This is a genomic window from Xanthobacter sp. 91, from assembly GCF_000702385.1.
Taxonomy (GTDB): Bacteria; Pseudomonadota; Alphaproteobacteria; order Rhizobiales; family Xanthobacteraceae; genus Xanthobacter; species Xanthobacter aminoxidans.
This window is the reverse complement of the sequence record NZ_JNIB01000001.1, coordinates 1,212,944-1,229,204: the sequence shown is the minus strand read 5'-3', so window position 1 is coordinate 1,229,204 and position 16,261 is coordinate 1,212,944. Positions and strand designations below refer to the sequence as shown.

13 protein-coding genes are annotated in these 16,261 nt (G+C 68.6%); 4 read left to right on the top strand and 9 right to left on the bottom strand.

Annotated features, from left to right (window positions below):
- The first annotated feature begins 11 nt into the window (after positions 1-11).
- Entirely contained in the window at positions 12-1,142 is a 1,131-nt protein-coding gene (locus tag A37E_RS0105970; RefSeq protein ID WP_051678822.1) for a hypothetical protein, read from the top strand.
- Here A37E_RS0105970 and A37E_RS25840 read toward each other — a convergent pair.
- From A37E_RS25840 to A37E_RS0105935, 7 genes are all read right to left on the bottom strand, one after another.
- Positions 1,094-3,796: an EAL domain-containing protein gene (locus A37E_RS25840; protein ID WP_051678821.1), complete on the bottom strand. Its 2,703-nt coding sequence runs from the start codon at positions 3,794-3,796 to the stop codon at positions 1,094-1,096. The two genes, A37E_RS0105970 and A37E_RS25840, sit on opposite strands and share 49 nt — an antisense overlap.
- Positions 3,797-3,880: 84 nt before the next feature.
- A complete protein-coding gene (locus A37E_RS0105960) occupies positions 3,881-4,921 on the bottom strand; it encodes a TRAP transporter substrate-binding protein (protein ID WP_197022936.1) in 1,041 nt (346 codons plus the stop codon).
- Positions 4,922-5,125: 204 nt separating this feature from the next.
- On the bottom strand, positions 5,126-5,632 hold the full coding sequence (locus A37E_RS0105955) for a peptide deformylase (RefSeq protein WP_029555769.1): 507 nt from the start codon (positions 5,630-5,632) through the stop codon (positions 5,126-5,128).
- Positions 5,633-5,846: 214 nt separating this feature from the next.
- On the bottom strand, positions 5,847-7,211 hold the full coding sequence (gene clcA / locus A37E_RS0105950) for a H(+)/Cl(-) exchange transporter ClcA (RefSeq protein WP_029555768.1): 1,365 nt from the start codon (positions 7,209-7,211) through the stop codon (positions 5,847-5,849).
- A 117-nt stretch (positions 7,212-7,328) separates the two neighbouring features.
- Entirely contained in the window at positions 7,329-9,071 is a 1,743-nt protein-coding gene (locus A37E_RS0105945; protein ID WP_038192689.1) for an ABC transporter ATP-binding protein/permease, read from the bottom strand.
- Between the two features lie 238 nt (positions 9,072-9,309).
- The gene (locus A37E_RS0105940) at positions 9,310-9,522 is read right to left on the bottom strand and encodes an alkylphosphonate utilization protein (RefSeq protein ID WP_024280870.1); all 213 of its coding nucleotides are present in this window, start codon (positions 9,520-9,522) and stop codon (positions 9,310-9,312) included.
- 14 nt (positions 9,523-9,536) lie between these two features.
- Positions 9,537-11,162 (bottom strand): acyl-CoA synthetase, encoded by a 1,626-nt coding sequence (locus A37E_RS0105935; RefSeq protein WP_029555766.1) that lies wholly within the window; start codon positions 11,160-11,162, stop codon positions 9,537-9,539.
- 238 nt (positions 11,163-11,400) lie between these two features.
- Here A37E_RS0105935 and A37E_RS0105930 point away from each other — a divergent pair, with 238 nt between their 5' ends.
- Positions 11,401-13,317, top strand: a complete 1,917-nt coding sequence (locus tag A37E_RS0105930) for a propionyl-CoA synthetase (protein WP_029555765.1) — start codon at positions 11,401-11,403, stop codon at positions 13,315-13,317.
- An 86-nt stretch (positions 13,318-13,403) separates the two neighbouring features.
- On the opposite strand, the gene A37E_RS0105925 is transcribed toward A37E_RS0105930, so the two are convergent.
- Together A37E_RS0105925 and A37E_RS0105920 are read right to left on the bottom strand one after the other, a co-directional pair.
- Positions 13,404-13,724: a hypothetical protein gene (locus tag A37E_RS0105925; protein ID WP_029555764.1), complete on the bottom strand. Its 321-nt coding sequence runs from the start codon at positions 13,722-13,724 to the stop codon at positions 13,404-13,406.
- A gap of 41 nt (positions 13,725-13,765) precedes the next feature.
- Positions 13,766-14,083, bottom strand: a complete 318-nt coding sequence (locus A37E_RS0105920) for a hypothetical protein (protein WP_029555763.1) — start codon at positions 14,081-14,083, stop codon at positions 13,766-13,768.
- Positions 14,084-14,415: 332 nt separating this feature from the next.
- Here A37E_RS0105920 and A37E_RS0105915 point away from each other — a divergent pair, with 332 nt between their 5' ends.
- Both A37E_RS0105915 and A37E_RS0105910 read left to right on the top strand, forming a co-directional pair.
- Positions 14,416-15,123 carry an outer membrane protein gene (locus tag A37E_RS0105915; protein WP_029555762.1) on the top strand — a complete coding sequence of 236 codons (708 nt, stop codon included), beginning with the start codon at positions 14,416-14,418 and terminating at the stop codon, positions 15,121-15,123.
- A 205-nt stretch (positions 15,124-15,328) separates the two neighbouring features.
- On the top strand, positions 15,329-16,243 hold the full coding sequence (locus tag A37E_RS0105910) for an MBL fold metallo-hydrolase (protein WP_029555761.1): 915 nt from the start codon (positions 15,329-15,331) through the stop codon (positions 16,241-16,243).
- The last annotated feature ends 18 nt before the right edge of the window (positions 16,244-16,261 follow it).

The window sequence follows — 16,261 nt, the reverse complement described above, 5'->3', positions numbered from 1 at the left end:
GGGGAGGGGTGATGGCCGGGGATGACGAGCGGGCCGCAGGCCCGGCGCCCATGCAGGGGGGCGGGTTCTACAATGACCATGCCCAGCATCAGGCGAAGGGCGGCGCCCACGGGCTGCCGCTGATCGACCGGGCGTTCGAGGGCATGGCGCTGCACGCGCCCGTCACGCTGGCGGACTATGGCAGCGCCACGGGGCGCAACTCGCTGGTGCCCATGGGGCTCGCGCTCGGCCATGTGCGCCGGCGGCTGGGGCCGGACGTGCCGGTGAGCGTCGTCCACACCGACCAGCCGGGCAATGATTTCTCCGCCCTGTTCGCGCTGCTGCGGGACGATCCCGAAAGCTATCTCCGGCGAGATGCGCGCGCCTTCGCCTCCGCCGTGGGGCGCACCTTCCATGAGCAGGTGCTGCCGGATGCCAGCGTGGATTTCGGCTGGTGCTCGTTCGCCGCCCACTGGATGAGCCGTGCGCCGGTGATGCCGGCGGGCCATGTGTGGCCGCGGCAGGCGGTGCCGGAGGTGCGCGCCGCCTTCGCCGCGCAGGCGGCGGCGGACTGGCAGGCCTTCCTCGCGGCCCGTGCGCGGGAGCTGAAGCCCGGCGGCGCCCTCGTGGTGGTGCAGCCGAGCCTGCCGGAGGACGAGCCCACCACCTTCCCGGTGCTGATGGCGTGGGTGGAGGCGGAGCTGGATGCCATGGCGCTCGGCGGCATGCTTACAAAAGACGAGCGCGGGCGCATGACCATCCTCGTCTTCGAGCGCACCGCCGCCGACGCCCGCCTGCCGTTCGCGGACGGCGCCTTCGCGGGGCTCACCCTCGTCGCCGAGGAGGCGCGGGAGATGCCGGACCCGTTCTGGCCGGCCTATGGGGTGGACGGGGACGCGGCGGCGCTGGCGGACAAGCACCTCGGCTTCTTCCGCGCGCCGTTCCTGCCCTCCCTGCTGGCGGCGCTCGATCCCGGCCGCGATGGCGCCTTCCGCGAAGCGTTCACCGCTGGGCTGATGGAGGCGCTGGGCCGGCGCATGCGCGCGGCGCCGCAGCCGCTTCTGTCCCCCATGGTGATCCTGACCGGGCTGTACCGGAAGGCGGGGGCAGACCCTCACGTCGGCGCGGAAAAGCCTGCCGCCAGCGCCACCGGCACGCCGTAGCCGTCGCGGGCCATCGCCGCGGCCTCGGCGATGGGGAGGGGGCGGCCGAGCAGGAAGCCCTGCGCCTCGGCGCAGGAGGTGCGGACGAGCAGCGCCCACTGCGCCTCGGTCTCGATGCCCTCGGCGACAGTGGCGATGCCGAGCCGGCCGGTGAGCACGGTGATGGCCTCGACGATGGCGGCGCTGGCCGAGCCCTCGGTGGCGTCCTGCACGAAGGAGCGGTCGATCTTGATCTTGTCGAGGGGCAGAAGGCGCAGCCGGCTGAGGCTGGAATAGCCCGTGCCGAAATCGTCGAGCACGATCTTCACGCCGATCTCGCGCAGCCGCTGGAGCACGGCGAGGCTGGTCTGCTCGCTCTCGAACAGGGCGGTTTCGGTGATCTCGCATTCGAGGCGGCCGGGCGGCAGGCCGCTGTCGCGCAGCGCCGCCTCCACCGTGCCGACGATGTCGCCGAAGGCGAGCTGCACCGGCGAGAGATTCACCGCGACCTTCAGATTGCCGGGCAGGGCGGCGATGTCGGCCACCGCCCGCCGCAGCACGAAGGCGCCGATCTCCACGATGCTGCGGGAATCCTCGGCCAGCGGCACGAAATCGGAGGGCTCGACGATGCCGCGGCGCGGGTGGTTCCAGCGCAGCAGCGCCTCGAACCCGGTGAGCGCGCCGGTGAGCACCGAGAAGATCGGCTGGTAGGCGAGATCGAACTGCCCTTCGGCCAGGGCCTCCCTGAGGTCCTGCTCCATCTCCAGCCGGGCGCGCAGATGGGTGTCCATCTCCGGCTCGAACACGCACATGGTGCCGCGGCCCCACGCCTTGGCGCGGTAGAGGGCGAGGTCGGCCTGCTTGAGCAGGGTGTCGGCGTCGATCCACGCCGCCTCGGCCACCGCGATGCCGACGCTGACGCTGACCGCGATGGTATGGCCGAGGGCCGAATAGGGCTCCCCGAGCAGGCCGATGATGCGCTCGGCCAGCTCGGTCGCCGCCTGCGGCTGCTGCGGCCCGATGCTGATGATGGCGAACTCGTCGCCGCTGAGGCGTGCCACCACGTCGGTGGCGTGAACGCAATTGGTGAGGCGGGCGGCGACCTTCCGCAGCAAGGCGTCGCCCACGGGATGGCCGAGGGTGTCGTTGACGTCCTTGAAGCGGTCGAGGTCGAGATAGAGCAGGGCCATCTTCTCGCCCCGCTCGGCGGCCTCGTAGAGCGCCTTGCCGATGCGCTCGCGGAACACCACCCGGTTGGGCAGGCCCGTGAGGTCGTCATGATGGGCGAGGAAGCGGATGCGCCCCTCGCGCTCGATCAGCGCCATGTTCTGCCGCTGCGCCTCGGCGGCGGCCTCGGTGGCGCGCAGGTTGGCCTCGGCAAGCTCCGCCTGCACCGCCTTGAGCGCGGTGACGTCGGTGCGGATCGCGACCACGCCGCCGTCCGCGGTGCGCCGGTCGGTCATCAGCAGCCAGCGCCCGTCGGACAGCCGCCGCTCCACCGGGCTGTGCTCGGGACGATGCCAGCGGGCCCGCTCGGCCACCTGCTCCTCGCTCAGCGGACCGGCCGTGGGGAGATGACGGGCCGCGACGCTCGCCCGCATGATCTCCTGGAAGCGGGCGCCCGGCGTCAGAAACGGCGCGGTGATGGCGAACAGCTCGCGGTAGCGCTGGTTGCAGGCGACGAGCCGGTCCTCGCCGTCCCACAGGGCGAAGCCATCGGACATAGCTTCGACCGCATTGGCGAGCACGGCCGTGGCGCGGGCGCGCTCGGCATCCACCCTTTCGCGCTGGCGCAGTGCCAGGAAGAGGGCCCCGGCGAAGGCCGTCACGAGCGTCCCGCCCATGGCGGCGGCTGCGATCAGGCGATCGCGGAAGCGCCGCCATGGCGCGAGGGCCTCGTCGAGGTCGGTGACCAGCACCACGCGCAGGTCCCCGGGCAGGGAGCTCCGCACCACGGCCAGTTCCGGCTGGCCCTTGTCGCCGGTGGCGACGAAGGCCCTGCCGTCGGGCGGTCGCGTGCCCAGCGCACCGTGCCGCCACTCGCCGACGGCCAGCTCGTCATGGGGCAGCGAGGCCACCAGCTGGCCGTTCGGCCGTTCGATGCGGATGCGCATGCCCGGGGCGAGGCCGGTCTCCGCCAGGATCTTCATGAGGGACTGGGTCGAGACGTCGGCGACGGCGACCACGCCGTCCCATCCGGGAACCGCCCGGACGGCATAGAGCGACCAGTCGCCGTTCACCGGATTCTGCACCGGCCCGATCATGGCGGCGGGCTGGATGCTGGTGGGCTGGGTCACCATGGGCAGCGAGCGCAGCGCGCCGCGTGGCCGGGCCGAGGCGATGATGGTGCCGTCGGGGGCGACCAGCATCATGTCGCGATAGGCGATGGTCTGCAGGTTGAAGCCGCGCAGCAGCTCGTTGGCGGCGGGCGAGGTGGCCGTGACCCCGGCGGCGGCGAACAGCGGCCGGATGGCGGCGAGCGCGCCATGGATCTGGAGCAGTTGACGGTTGAGCGCATTCTCCACGCCCTGGGCGGAGCGCTCGATGTCCGCCTCGGCGATGAGCCGCGTCGCCATGAGGCCGCGATGGGCGAGCAGGGCCGCCCCGACCATCAGCAGGCCCAGGATGACGATGGTCCCGGCGATGACGGAGAGCTTGAGGCGGTGCCAGATCATCGTTGGCGCCAGTCCCCAGGCTTGAGGGCGCCGCCGTCCCCGCCGGGGGAGGCCCTTCCGCCCGGATCATCCGGCCGGCTGCGATCACTCGGCTTTGGCGGTCGTCGCGTGCAGTTCGGCAAGATAGGCATTCCATGCATCGGCGCAAGCCGCGCCACACCGCTCGATCCAGCGCGGCAGGATGGTATTGGAGAGCAGGGTCAGGCGGCGGGCGGCATCGGCCTCGGATTGCGGCACCACCGCCAGCCGGTGGGTCATCGGCCGGCCGCATGCGACGGCGCCGGTGTTGCAGTCGAGCCCGCGGGCGGTGTCGGCCTGGGCCTGCTGCCAGATGCGGCCTTCGAGATCGGCGAGGCCTCCGCGGATCTGGGCCCGCACGTCCTCCGGCAGGGCCATCCAGGCGTTGACGTTGGCGCCGAAGAAGGAAAGCCCCCAGCTGATCGCCATGCTGTGGACGTGGGTGGTGACGTCGCCGAGGCCGATCTCGTGGCCGCTGAGGGTGCCGGTGATGGCGCAATCCACCACCCCCTGCCGCACCGCATCCACCACATCCGCGAACGGCACCACCACGGGAATGGCCCCGAGCGCCTTCATGAGGTCGGACTGGGCCACCGAGGAGGTGCGGACCCGGCGGCCGGCGATGTCGTCAAGGCCGCGGAAGCCGGAGCGGCAGAACAGCACCTGCGCCGGATAGGCATAGATGGCGAGCAGCTCGATGTCCCACCGGTCGCGCAGGATGTTGATGAGATGCACGCGGAAGGCGGCGACCGTCTTCTTCAGGGTCGCCATGTCAGGGTTGAGGATGGGCAGGTCCACGGCGTTGAGCTCCGGCTCCTCCGCCGAGACCACCGACATGAGGCCGGTGCCGAACGGCACCACGCCGAGCTGCATGAGCTGCAGCATCTCCTGCCCGCGCAGGCCGCCGCTGTCGTTGGGGATGATGGTGGCGACCACGCGCCCGCTGGTGCGCTCGGTGATCTCGCGCTCCCAGAACGGCTGCTCCAGCCGGGTGAACTGGGTGACGCCGCCGAGCCCGCCCACCACCTGCAGCCGGATGGGTTCATTCTTGGCGCTTGCGGGCGAGGCCGGGAACAGGGCCATGAGGATGAGGGCGAGGGCGGCCATGAGCTGCCGCAGGCCCGCCCGTGCCGTCCCGATTCGCCCGTGAACCGCCTTCCGCCCGCGTCGCGCCCGCATCTTCCGGCCCCGCCTTCAGGCCAGCCGCCCGCCCCGAACCGCAACGCCGGGAAGGGATATTTCTGTGAGAGTGAGCGCATGGGCGGGGGATGCGCAAGCACAAGCTTGCCCCGTGGATGCCGCTTTCAGCCCTCAATCGGCGGAGGAGCGTTGTGCCTTCTCGTATTTGCGGACGACCCGCTCCCGCTTGAGGCGCGACAGGCGTTGCAGCCAGAAGATGCCGTCGAGCTGATCGCGCTCGTGCTGGTGGCAGACGGCACGCAGCCCCTCGGCTTCTTCCTCCTGAAAGGCGCCGGCGAGATCCTGGTAGCGCACCCGCACGCGGGCCTTCCGCTCCACCTCCTCCACCGCGCCGGGCATGGAGACACTGCCCTCGGCATGGCGGATGGTCTCGGGCGAGGACCACACGATCTCGGGATTGATATAGGTGCGCGGGCCGTCCTCATGGGACAGCTCCAGCACCACCACCCGCGCGGGCACGCCCACATGGGGCGCGGTGATGCCGATACCCGGCGCGGCGCGCATCGTGTCGAGGAGGTCCGCCGCGAGGTCCGCCAGCGCCGCGTCGAACACCGTCACCGGCGCGGCCGGCAGCCGCAGCCGCGGGTCGGGGAATTTCACGATCTGGCGTACCGCCATGGGGGGCCTCCGTGTCGCGTCCCGATGCCTCCCGCCCGGACGCGCAGCGGGGACTCGGGGCAGGGGCGGGGATGTAATTTGATACCGTTTGAGGGGAGGCTGGGCGCGACGGCCTCGATCTTGGACCCGGCAGGAGCTGAACCCGTCCCGAACCGGTCCCGAATCCCGCCGATACCCCTGGTGCTACCCCCACTGAATCTGCCGATATGGGCCCCTATTGCGGCCGCCGCTCCCGCTCGTCCCAGCCGCCGATGACGTCCTGTTCCGGCTCCGGCGGACGGGGCATTCCGGCGAGGCGCAGGGTGCGGTCGAGCAGCACTTCGTAGATCGGCCTGCCGCCAAGTCCTTCTGCCACAAGGTTTGCGGTGACGCAGGTGAGGATGGTCGGCAGCAGGAGATCGTAGGCCCCGGTCAGCTCCGCCACCAGCACCATCCCCACCAGCGGCGCCCGCACCGTGGCCGAGAACAGGCCACCCATGGCGGCGATGCCGCAGGCCGCAAGCATCTGGGGCGGAAGGGGAAAAAGGCTCCCGAGCAAGGTCGCGAACAGCACCCCGACCGCCGTCGCCAGCGCCAGGATGGGGGCGAAGATGCCGCCGGGAATGCCGGTGGAATAGCTCGCCATGGTCATGGCGAACCGGATCAGGACGATCCCCGCCAAGGTCAGCGCCGGCAACCCCATGCCCGGCAAGGACACCGCCAGCATCTCCCCCCCGAACGTCGCCTCCGGCCGCAGCACCAGCAACGGCCCCACCGCCGCGCCGACCACCACCGGCAGGACATAGGGCGAGACCTTCAAAGCCAGTCCCCGTGCGGCATCCAGCGAAAACACCAGCGCCGCGTTGAAGGCGATTCCCACCCCCCCGAGAACCACGCCAAGCCCGATGAATGCGGGCAGGAAATGCAGCGGTACGGCCGCCACATCCATCTGCATGTCCGGCGCGGTACCGCCGATGACCTGGGCCACGATGGCGCTCGCCGCCGAGCAGATGATGACCGCGCTATAGGTCCGCAGCCCATAGGGAAACTGCCGCCGCGTCTCCTCGATGACGAACAGGATGGCCGCCAGCGGCGCGTTGAACGCCGCCGCCAGACCCGCCGCGGCGCCGGCCGCCAGCAGGCCCCGGCTGTCGCGGGTGCTGAGGCCGGCGGCGTCCGAGATGGCCTTGGCGATGGAGGCGCCCATATGGATCGTCGGACCTTCCCGGCCCGCCACCAGCCCCGACCCGAGGGCCAGCACGCCGCCGATGAACTTCACCGGCAGCACCCGCTTCCAGCGCACCTCGCGCAGGCCTTCCAGCGCGCCCTCGATCTCCTGAACGCCGGAGCCCGCCGCCTCGGGGGCGAAGCGGCGCACCAGGAAGACCGCGAGGGCCACCATCAGAGCGGCGCCGGCCGAGAGGGCGGCATAAAGCTCCGGCCCCTGGAAATGCTCGCGCAGCAGCAGCGGCCACTCGCCGGCCTTCACCGTCGCCCAGTGGAAACCGGCGCCGACGCCGCCCCCGATGAAGCCCACCAGAGCGGCGAGGGCGTAATAGACGATGTCACGGGGCTTCTGGGCGGGCTCGGCGGTTGTCACGCGGGACCTCGGGGCGGGGCAGCTGGGCAGCCTGATGCACTGCAGCAACAGACTTAGCTGAGGCGTGCGGTGGGGGGCAAGGACTACCGACCCGTCCTCGTCCCGCCCCGCCCGGTTTCAAACCGCCTTGAGCGCCGGGGGCGCGGCCGGTCCCAGCATTCGCGGCGATTCCTCGCCGTGGAGGTGGAGCACCCGGTCATGCAGGTCCACCAGAGTGTTGCGATGGCCGATGGAGATGAAGGTGCTCTCCGGCAGACGCTCCCGCAGCAGGCGGTAGAGCGCCGCTTCGGTCGCCTCGTCGACGGCGGACGTGGCCTCGTCCAGCAGCAGCACCTCGGGCTCTTCCAGCAGTGCGCGGGCGATGGAGATGCGCTGCTGCTCACCCAGCGAGAGCTCGTGCGGCCACAGGGCTTCCGCATCCAGCCGGCCGGCGAGGTCGGCGAGGCCGACGGCGGTCAAGGCCTCGGCGATGCGGGCCCGCGGCACATCGGCGACGGGGCGGGGATAGGCGAGGGCCACATCCAGCCGCCCGGCCGGGACATAGGGCTTCTGCGGCAGCACCATGAGGCGATGCTCGGCGTGCCGGTGCACGGAGCCTGTCGAGTAGGGCCAGATACCGGCGATGGCGCGCAGCAGGGTGGTCTTGCCGGCGCCGGAAGGGCCGGTGATGAGCACGCATTCCCCGTGCGCGATATGGAGTTCGTCGGTGGCGATGAGGGGCGCGCCGCCCGGCAGGCGCACATCAAGCCCGCGCAGCGCCAGGGCCTTGGTGGCGGGAAGGGAAGCGAGGCTCTCGGTGGGGCGGTTGGTCTGCGCCGCCGCGATGGCCTTTTCGAAGCCGGTGAGCCGCTGCACGACCGAGGTCCATTCCGCCAGCGTCACGTAACTGGAAATGAAGAAGGAGAACGATCCCTGCACAGAGGAGAAGGCGCTCGCCGTCTGCATCAATTGGCCGAGCTGGATCTGGCCGGAGAAATAGGCCGGGGCCACCACCACGTAGGGGAAGATGGTCGAGATCTGGTTGTAGCCGGCGGTGAACCAGGTGAGGCGCTTCTGCGCCTTCATCAGCTCGACGAAATTACCGAAGATGTGGGAGAAGCGCCCCTCGAGCTTGCGCTCTTCGGCCTGCGCGCCGTCCAGAAGGGCGATCTGCTCGCCATTCTCGCGCACCCGCACGAGATCGACGCGGAAGTTCGCCTCATAGCGCTGCTGCTCGAAATTGAGCTTCACCAGTGGTCGGCCGATGAAATGGGCGAGGAGCGTTCCGCCCGCGGCATAGATCAGAGCCGCCCAGAACAGGTAGCCCGGCACGTTCAGCTCGCGCCCGAACAGGTGCAGCGGCAGCGAGCCGGACAGATTCCACAGGATGACCGAGAAGGAGATGAGGGACACCACGGTGCCGAGCAGACCGACGCCCACCGAAATCGTGCGGCTGATGAAGGACTGCACATCCTCCGCGATGCGCTGGTCGGGATTGTCCGCCTCATCGCCGCCGAGCCGCAGGCGATAATGCACGTCGTCACCCAGCCACGCGCCGAGATAACGCCGGGTGAGCCAGCGCCGCCAGCGCACCTCCAGCCACTGCTTCAGGTAGATCTGGTAGACCGCCACGACGATGGCGCCTGCGGCGATGGCACAGAAGATCAGGATCTGCGTCTTGAACGCGGCGAAGTCCTTCTCCTGTATGGCGTTGTAGAAAGCCACGTTCCACTCGTTCAGCATCACCGTGGCGAATACCCACGCGAGCTCCAGAGCGATCACCGCGGCGAGGAGGCCGATGGCGATCCAGCGTTCCTCGCTCTTGAAATAGGGCACGGCGAGGCGGCGGATGTCGCCGAGAAGGGATAGAAGGGCACGCAAGGCCGGGCTCTCCGGGAGGGCTTCGCGGCAAGCATTGAACCCCCGCGCATGGCTGAACCATGGCCGCAGGATGAAGGATTGGAAAGGTGCCGGTGCGGCAGGGGAGGCGGGGTTACAGACAGGATTGCAAATCGTGTCTGTAACCCCGGGTCATCGGGCAATCACCCAGGGGGGAGCCTGACCAGTCCTCCCGAAATGGGGCGCGCTGGACATGGCTCGCGTCGTCCAGGTGACGCGCTCAGGCCTTCTTCACGAACTCCGTGCGCAGCACGAGGCCCTTCACCTTCTCCACCTTGCAGTCGATTTCTTCAGGGTCGCCGGTGAGGCGGATGCCTTTGACCAGCGTACCGCGCTTCAGGGTCACGGACGTGCCCTTCACCTTGAGGTCCTTGATGAGAGTGACGTTGTCGCCGTCCTTCAGGACGGCGCCGTTGGCGTCGCGGACTTCAATGTCGGACATCTTCCTCAAACCTCCTTGGCCAGCTCGCGCAGGCGGAACTTCTGGATCTTGCCGGTGGAGGTCTTGGGGATTTCCTCGAAAACCACGTGGCGGGGGCACTTGTACGCCGCCAGATGAGCGCGGCAATGGGCGATGATGTCCTCGGCCGTCGCGCTCATGCCGTCGCGCAGCTCGACGAAGGCGACGGGCGTCTCGCCCCACTTCTCGTCGGGCTTGGCCACCACGGCGGCCGCGGCGATCGCGGGATGCTTGTAGAGGGCATCCTCCACCTCGATGGAGGAGATGTTCTCGCCGCCGGAGATGATGATGTCCTTGGAGCGGTCCTTGAGCTGGATATAGCCGTCGGGATGTTTCACCCCGAGGTCGCCCGAGTGGAACCAGCCGCCTGCGAAGGACTTCTCGGTGGCCGAGGGGTTCTTGAGATAGCCCTTCATCACCACGTTGCCGCGGAACATGACCTCGCCCAGCGTCTCGCCATCGGCGGGGACCGGAACCATGGTTTCGGGGTCCATCACGTCGAGGGCCTCCAGCGCGCTGTAACGCACGCCCTGCCGGGACTTGAGGAAGGCCCGCTGCTTGGCGTCGAGCGCATCCCACTCCGCATGCCAGTCGTTGACGACCGCCGGGCCGTACACCTCGGTGAGGCCGTACACATGGACCACGTTGAAGCCGGCGTCCTGCATGGCGGCGAGCACGGCCTCCGGCGGCGGGGCGGCGGCGGTGATGAACTCCACCCGGCCGGGCAGGGGGCGCTTGTCGGCTTCGGCCGCGTTGAGCAGCGTGGACATCACGATGGGCGCGCCGCACATGTGCGTCACCTTGTGGTCGGCGATGGCGTCGAACATGGCTTTCGCCCGCACCTGACGCAGGCACACATGGGTGCCGGCCACCAGCGTGATGGACCAGGGGAAGCACCAGCCGTTGCAGTGGAACATGGGCAGCGTCCACAGATACACCGGATGCTTGCCCAGAGCGCACGTCACCACATTGCCGACCGCCAGCAGATGCGCGCCGCGGTGGTGATAGACGACGCCCTTCGGATCGCCCGTGGTGCCGGACGTGTAATTCAGGGCGATGGCGTCCCATTCATCGGCCGGCGTCTTCCAGGCGAAGTCTTCGTCGCCGGTGGCGAGAAAATCCTCGTATTCCATCACCCCGATGCGGTCGCCCGGACCGGTGAACTCGGGATCGTCATAGTCGATGACGAGCGGCTTGCAGACGGCGAGGGCGAGGGCCGCCTTGATGACCGGAGAGAATTCGCGGTCGGTGATGAGCACCTTCGCCTCGCCGTGGTCGAGGGTGAAGGCGAGGATGGCGGCGTCGAGCCGGGTATTCAGCGAATTGAGCACCGCGCCCACCATGGGCACGCCGTAATGGGCTTCCAGCATGGCCGGCGCGTTGGGCAGCATCACCGCAACGGTGTCGCCGACGCCGACGCCCACCTTTGCGAGCGCCGAGGCAAGGCGCCGGCTGCGGGCGTAGAAATCGCGGTAATTGCGCTTCAAATTGCCGTGCAGGATGGCGGTGTGGTCCGGAAAGACGCTCGCCGCCCGCTCGAGGAAGCCGAGGGGCGTCAGCGGCTGGTAGTTCGCCGCATTCCGATCGAGATCCTGGTCGTAGATGCCGGCCATCGTGTCTCCCCCCTCGTCCGAAAGCTTGTGTTCGCGCCGGGATTCCGGTCGAATTGGAGCGCGAACCTAGCCGAGGGCGGCAGGGCGGTGCAATCAGCGGTGCCCGATACCAAAGTACCAGTTCGCCGCATGTGGTTGCAGACCCGGGCGACAAACGTCTTACGCATTTGTGCGAGCTTGCGCTGTAAAAAAGCACCCGGCACTACCGGGCCAAAGAAGACCCTTGAGGGAGACGTCCATGTCCATTGATCGCGCGAGCCGCTACGCGCAGGCCTATGCCGGCTGGAAGACCGATCCGTCCGCCTTCTGGGCCGAGGCTGCCCGCGGCATCGACTGGACCCGGCCGCCGGAGACCATCTTCGATGCCGATGCCGGCGTCTATGGCCGCTGGTTTCCCGATGCGGTGGGCAATGTCTGCCACAACGCCCTCGACCGCCATGTCGCGGCCGGCCGTGGCGATCAGGCGGCACTGATCTACGACAGCCCGGTTGCCGGCACCAAGCGCACGCTCACCTATGGCGAGATGCTGAAGGAGACGGCGACGCTGGCCGCGGTGCTTCAGGACATGGGCGTCACCAAGGGCGACCGCGTTCTGATCTACATGCCCATGGTGCCGGAAGCGATCTGCGCGATGCTGGCGTGCGCCCGCATCGGCGCCATTCATTCCGTGGTGTTCGGCGGGTTCGCCGCCAAGGAGCTCGCCACCCGCATCGAGGATGCCGAGCCGAAGGTGATCCTCGCGGCCTCCTGCGGCATCGAGCCGAACCGCGTGGTGCCCTACAAGCCGCTCCTCGACCTCGCCATCTCCATGTCGGCCGTGAAGCCGGAGCACTGTCTGGTGCTGCAGCGGACCCAGGGGCCGGGCGCGCTTGTGGAGGGCCGTGATCTCGACTGGCAGGCGGCGGTCGATGCCGCAGCCGCGGCAGGCAAGGCCGCCCTCTGCGCCGACATGCTGGCAACCGATCCGCTCTACATCCTCTACACGTCAGGCACGACCGGGAAGCCCAAGGGCGTCGTGCGCGACACCGGCGGCTACATGGTGGCGCTCGACTGGAGCATGAAGAACCTCTACGGCATCAAGCCCGGCGAGGTGTTCTGGACCGCCTCCGACATCGGCTGGGTGGTCGGCCATTCCTATATCGTCTACGCCCCGCTGATCCTCGGCGCGACCACGCTGGTCTATGAGGGTAAGCCGGTGGGCACGCCCGACGCCGGCGCCTTCTGGCGGGTGATCGAGGAGCACGGCGTCGTCGCGCTGTTCACGGCGCCGACCGCGCTCCGCGCCATCAAGAAGGACGACCCGGACTGCCTCCTGAAGCAGGGGCGCGATCTTTCGCGCTTCCGCACCCTGTTCCTCGCCGGCGAACGGGCTGATCCTGATACCGTCGTGTGGGCACAGGAGCAGTTGAAGGTGCCGGTGGTTGACCACTGGTGGCAGACGGAGACCGGCTGGGCCATCGCCGCCAACCCCGTGGGCCTCGGCCTCCTGCCCATAAAACTCGGCTCGCCCACGGTGCCCATGCCCGGCTACGACGTGCAGATCGTGGACGAGGCGTCCAAGCCCGTTCCGGCCGGCACCATGGGCTCCATCGTGGTCAAGCTGCCTTTGCCTCCCGGCTGCCTGCCCACCTTGTGGCAGCAGGACGACCGTTTCGCCGAGAGCTACCTCGCCGAGTTCCCCGGCTACTACAAGACCGCCGACGCCGGCTTCGTCGACGATGACGGCTATGTCTTCGTCATGGGCCGCACCGACGACATCATCAACGTCGCCGGCCATCGTCTCTCCACCGGCGGCATGGAGGAGGTGCTGGCCTCCCATCCGGACGTGGCCGAGTGCGCCGTCATCGGCGTGAAGGATGAGCTGAAGGGCGAGGTGCCCTGCGGCTTCGTCGTGCTCAAGGCCGGCGAGCGGCGCGCGCCGGACGTGATCGAGAAGGAACTGGTGGGGCTGGTGCGCGACCGCATCGGGCCGGTGGCGGCCTTCAAGCTCGCGGTCACCGTGAACCGCCTGCCCAAGACCCGCTCGGGCAAGATCCTGCGCGGCACCATGAAGAAGATCGCCGATCACGATCCCTGGACCGTGCCCGCCACCATCGACGACGCGGGTGTGCTGGAGGAGATCGAGGGCGTGCTCAAGGAGCGCGGCATCGCCTGAGCAAGGTGCCGCTTTTTGACCCTATCGAGGCCGGGCGATTGCCCGGCCTTTTTGCGTCCGACAGCCGGGATTTCGGCCCCAAAACTTTAACGCCGACCGCCGCCGCGGGAGGGCACATAGCAGCTGTAGCCGATGAAGCACTGGGGATTGTCGCGCGTGGGCACCCATTCCGGGCGGGTCTCCTGGTCGTAGACGCAGAAGCTCTGGTCCCGCACATAGCGATCATAGAGGGTGGGGGAGGTGGCGAGCACCACGGCGCCCTTCGATTGAATGAGGGCCGCGGCCTGGGTGCAGGTGAAGGATCGGCTCTGCGTCTGCGCCGCCGCAGGCCCGGCGAGGGCGGCAAGGCCGGCCGCCATCACAAGGCCGAGAACCGGGCGGACCCGGCTGGTGGTGCACGTCGTCATGGCATCCTCCTTCGTGACGGACCTTTCGAGCCGGTCGTTCCTCACCGGAAGGAATTGTCCCGAGTCGGCACGTAGCAGGTATAGCCCACGAAGCATTGCGGATTGTCCTTCGTCTTGATCCATTCCGGCTTCAACTGCTCGAAGCCGGAGCAGTAGCGCAGCGAAATCACGTAGCGGTCGAAGATGTTGGGGCCGGTACCCATGACGACGGCGCCCTGGCTCGAGACGAGGCCGGCCGCGGCGGCGCACGTCATCGTGAGGCTGTCTGGCCGCGCCAGCGCGGCGCCGGAGGTGATTGCGGCGAGCGCCGCCCCGGCCGCGACCGACCGCGCAAAGGCGGGGAATCGGTAAGGTTGCATGGCGTCCTCCTTCGGGAGACCTACGAATCCAGACTAAATCCGGGCCTCTGAACGCAGCTTGAAGGCGATTGTTTTTACGAACAATTTACCTTTCGGATCCGGTCACCGCGCCGATAGCCGGCGAAGGGCGGCCAACACCGCTATGTAGCGGTAGCATACTAGGAATTTGGCTCCAGGGCGTGCTGATTTGGGGCGACTGTGGCAAGAATGTTACGGCATTCCGGCGAGACCCCTGCTAGATAGATGTCACTGGACGAAAGGACTTGTGGCCCGAGACGGTCGTCGGTGATTTCGCCCAAAGCACAAGTTACCCAAGCAAGGGGGTTTTGGTCATGAAGCGGTTCCTTCTCGCCACTGTCGCGCTGGCGGCGCTCTCGGCTCCGGCCGCGGCTGCTGACCTGGCGACGAAGTATCCCGTCAAGGCGGTTGCCGTCGTTCCGGTGTTCTCCTGGACCGGCTTCTACATCGGTGGCAACGTCGGTTACGGCGGTGACTCGTTCACCTACGACGTCAACTACTTCGGCGCCCCGGTCGCCTCGGCCAGCCTGAACTCCTCCGGCTTCTACGCCGGTGGCCAGATCGGCTACAACTACCAGTTCGCGAACAACGTCGTGCTCGGCATCGAGACCGACCTGCAGTGGGCCAACATCGCTGGCACCGTCAGCGCTTCCGTCCTCGGCCTGCCGGTCGTGAGCGCTGGCACCACCATCGACTACTTCGGCACGATCCGCGCCCGCCTCGGCTACGCGATCGACCGGTTCCTGCCCTACATCACCGGTGGTGTGGCCTACGGCAAGACCGCGACCACGGCTTCGATCCTGGGCGTGCAGGTGTTCGACCAGTCCAGCACCAACTGGGGCTGGACCATCGGTGCCGGCGGCGAGTTCGCCATCACCAACAACTGGACGTTCAAGGCCGAATACCTCTACGTCGACCTCGGCTCTGCCAACGTGGACGCCGTCGCGATCGCGCCCGGCCTGAGCGCTGGTACGGACTCCAAGTTCAACTCGTTCCGCGCGGGTGTGAACTACAAGTTCTGATCGAAGCTCTGCTTCATCGTGAAGCCCGCTGCCTCGGCAGCGGGCTTTTCTTTTGCCTGCGCGACCCCGGCTTGGCGATCCGATCCCGTTCCGGTCCAGGCCGCCGTTTCCGAACCATCCAAGCGCATCAGCGCGCGCCGATCCGCCCGGAGCCCGCCACCGCCGCGGGTTGTCGCTGAAGCCTCAACTGGGCTAGCGTTGCCCCATGAGCGACGAAATCGCCTTCGACCGAAGCTTTGACGTTCCAGCCGGCCGCCTCGATCAGGTGACGCCGTTGGTCCGGCGCATCGTGGCGCCCAATCCCTCGCCTTTCACTTTCACCGGAACCTGCTCCTACATCGTAGGCAGAGGCACGGTGGCGATCATCGATCCGGGGCCGGATGATCCCACCCATATTGCGGCGCTGCTCGATGCCGTGCGCGGCGAGACCGTCAGCCACATCGTCATCACCCATACCCATCGCGACCATTCCCCCGCGGCGCGCGCCATCCAGGCCGCCACCGGTGCGCCGACTGTTGCGGAGGGGCAACATCGCGCCGCCCGCCCGCTCGCCATCGGCGAGGTGAACCCATTGGACGCCAGCGCCGACATGGACTTCCGGCCGGACGTCGTCCTGCCCGACGGTGAGGCGGTGGGTGGTCCGGGCTGGACGCTGACGGGTATCGCGAGCCCGGGGCATTGCGCCAACCACATGGCCTTCGCGCTGGCCGAGGAAGATCTCATCTTCTCCGGCGATCATGTGATGGCATGGGCCACCTCCATCGTCGCGCCCCCTGACGGCTCCATGGGCGACTACATCCGATCGCTCGAGCGCTTCGCGGCGCGTACCGAGTCGGTCTACCTCCCCGGCCACGGCGGGCCCGTGCGCGGCGCCCCGGCGTTCGTGCGCGATTACCTCGCCCATCGCGTGGCGCGGGAGGCCGCGATCCTGCGGGCGCTGGACCGGGACGTGGAGACGATTCCCGATCTGGTGCGGGGCATCTATATCGGCCTCGACCCCCGATTGGTGGGAGCGGCATCGCTCACTGTTCTGGCGCATCTCGAGCATCTGGTGGCCAGCGGCCGGGTCGTTACCGACGGGACGGCAGCCATCACCGGCCGATTCCGCCGGGCGGCCTGACGCGAGAGAGACCGGCGC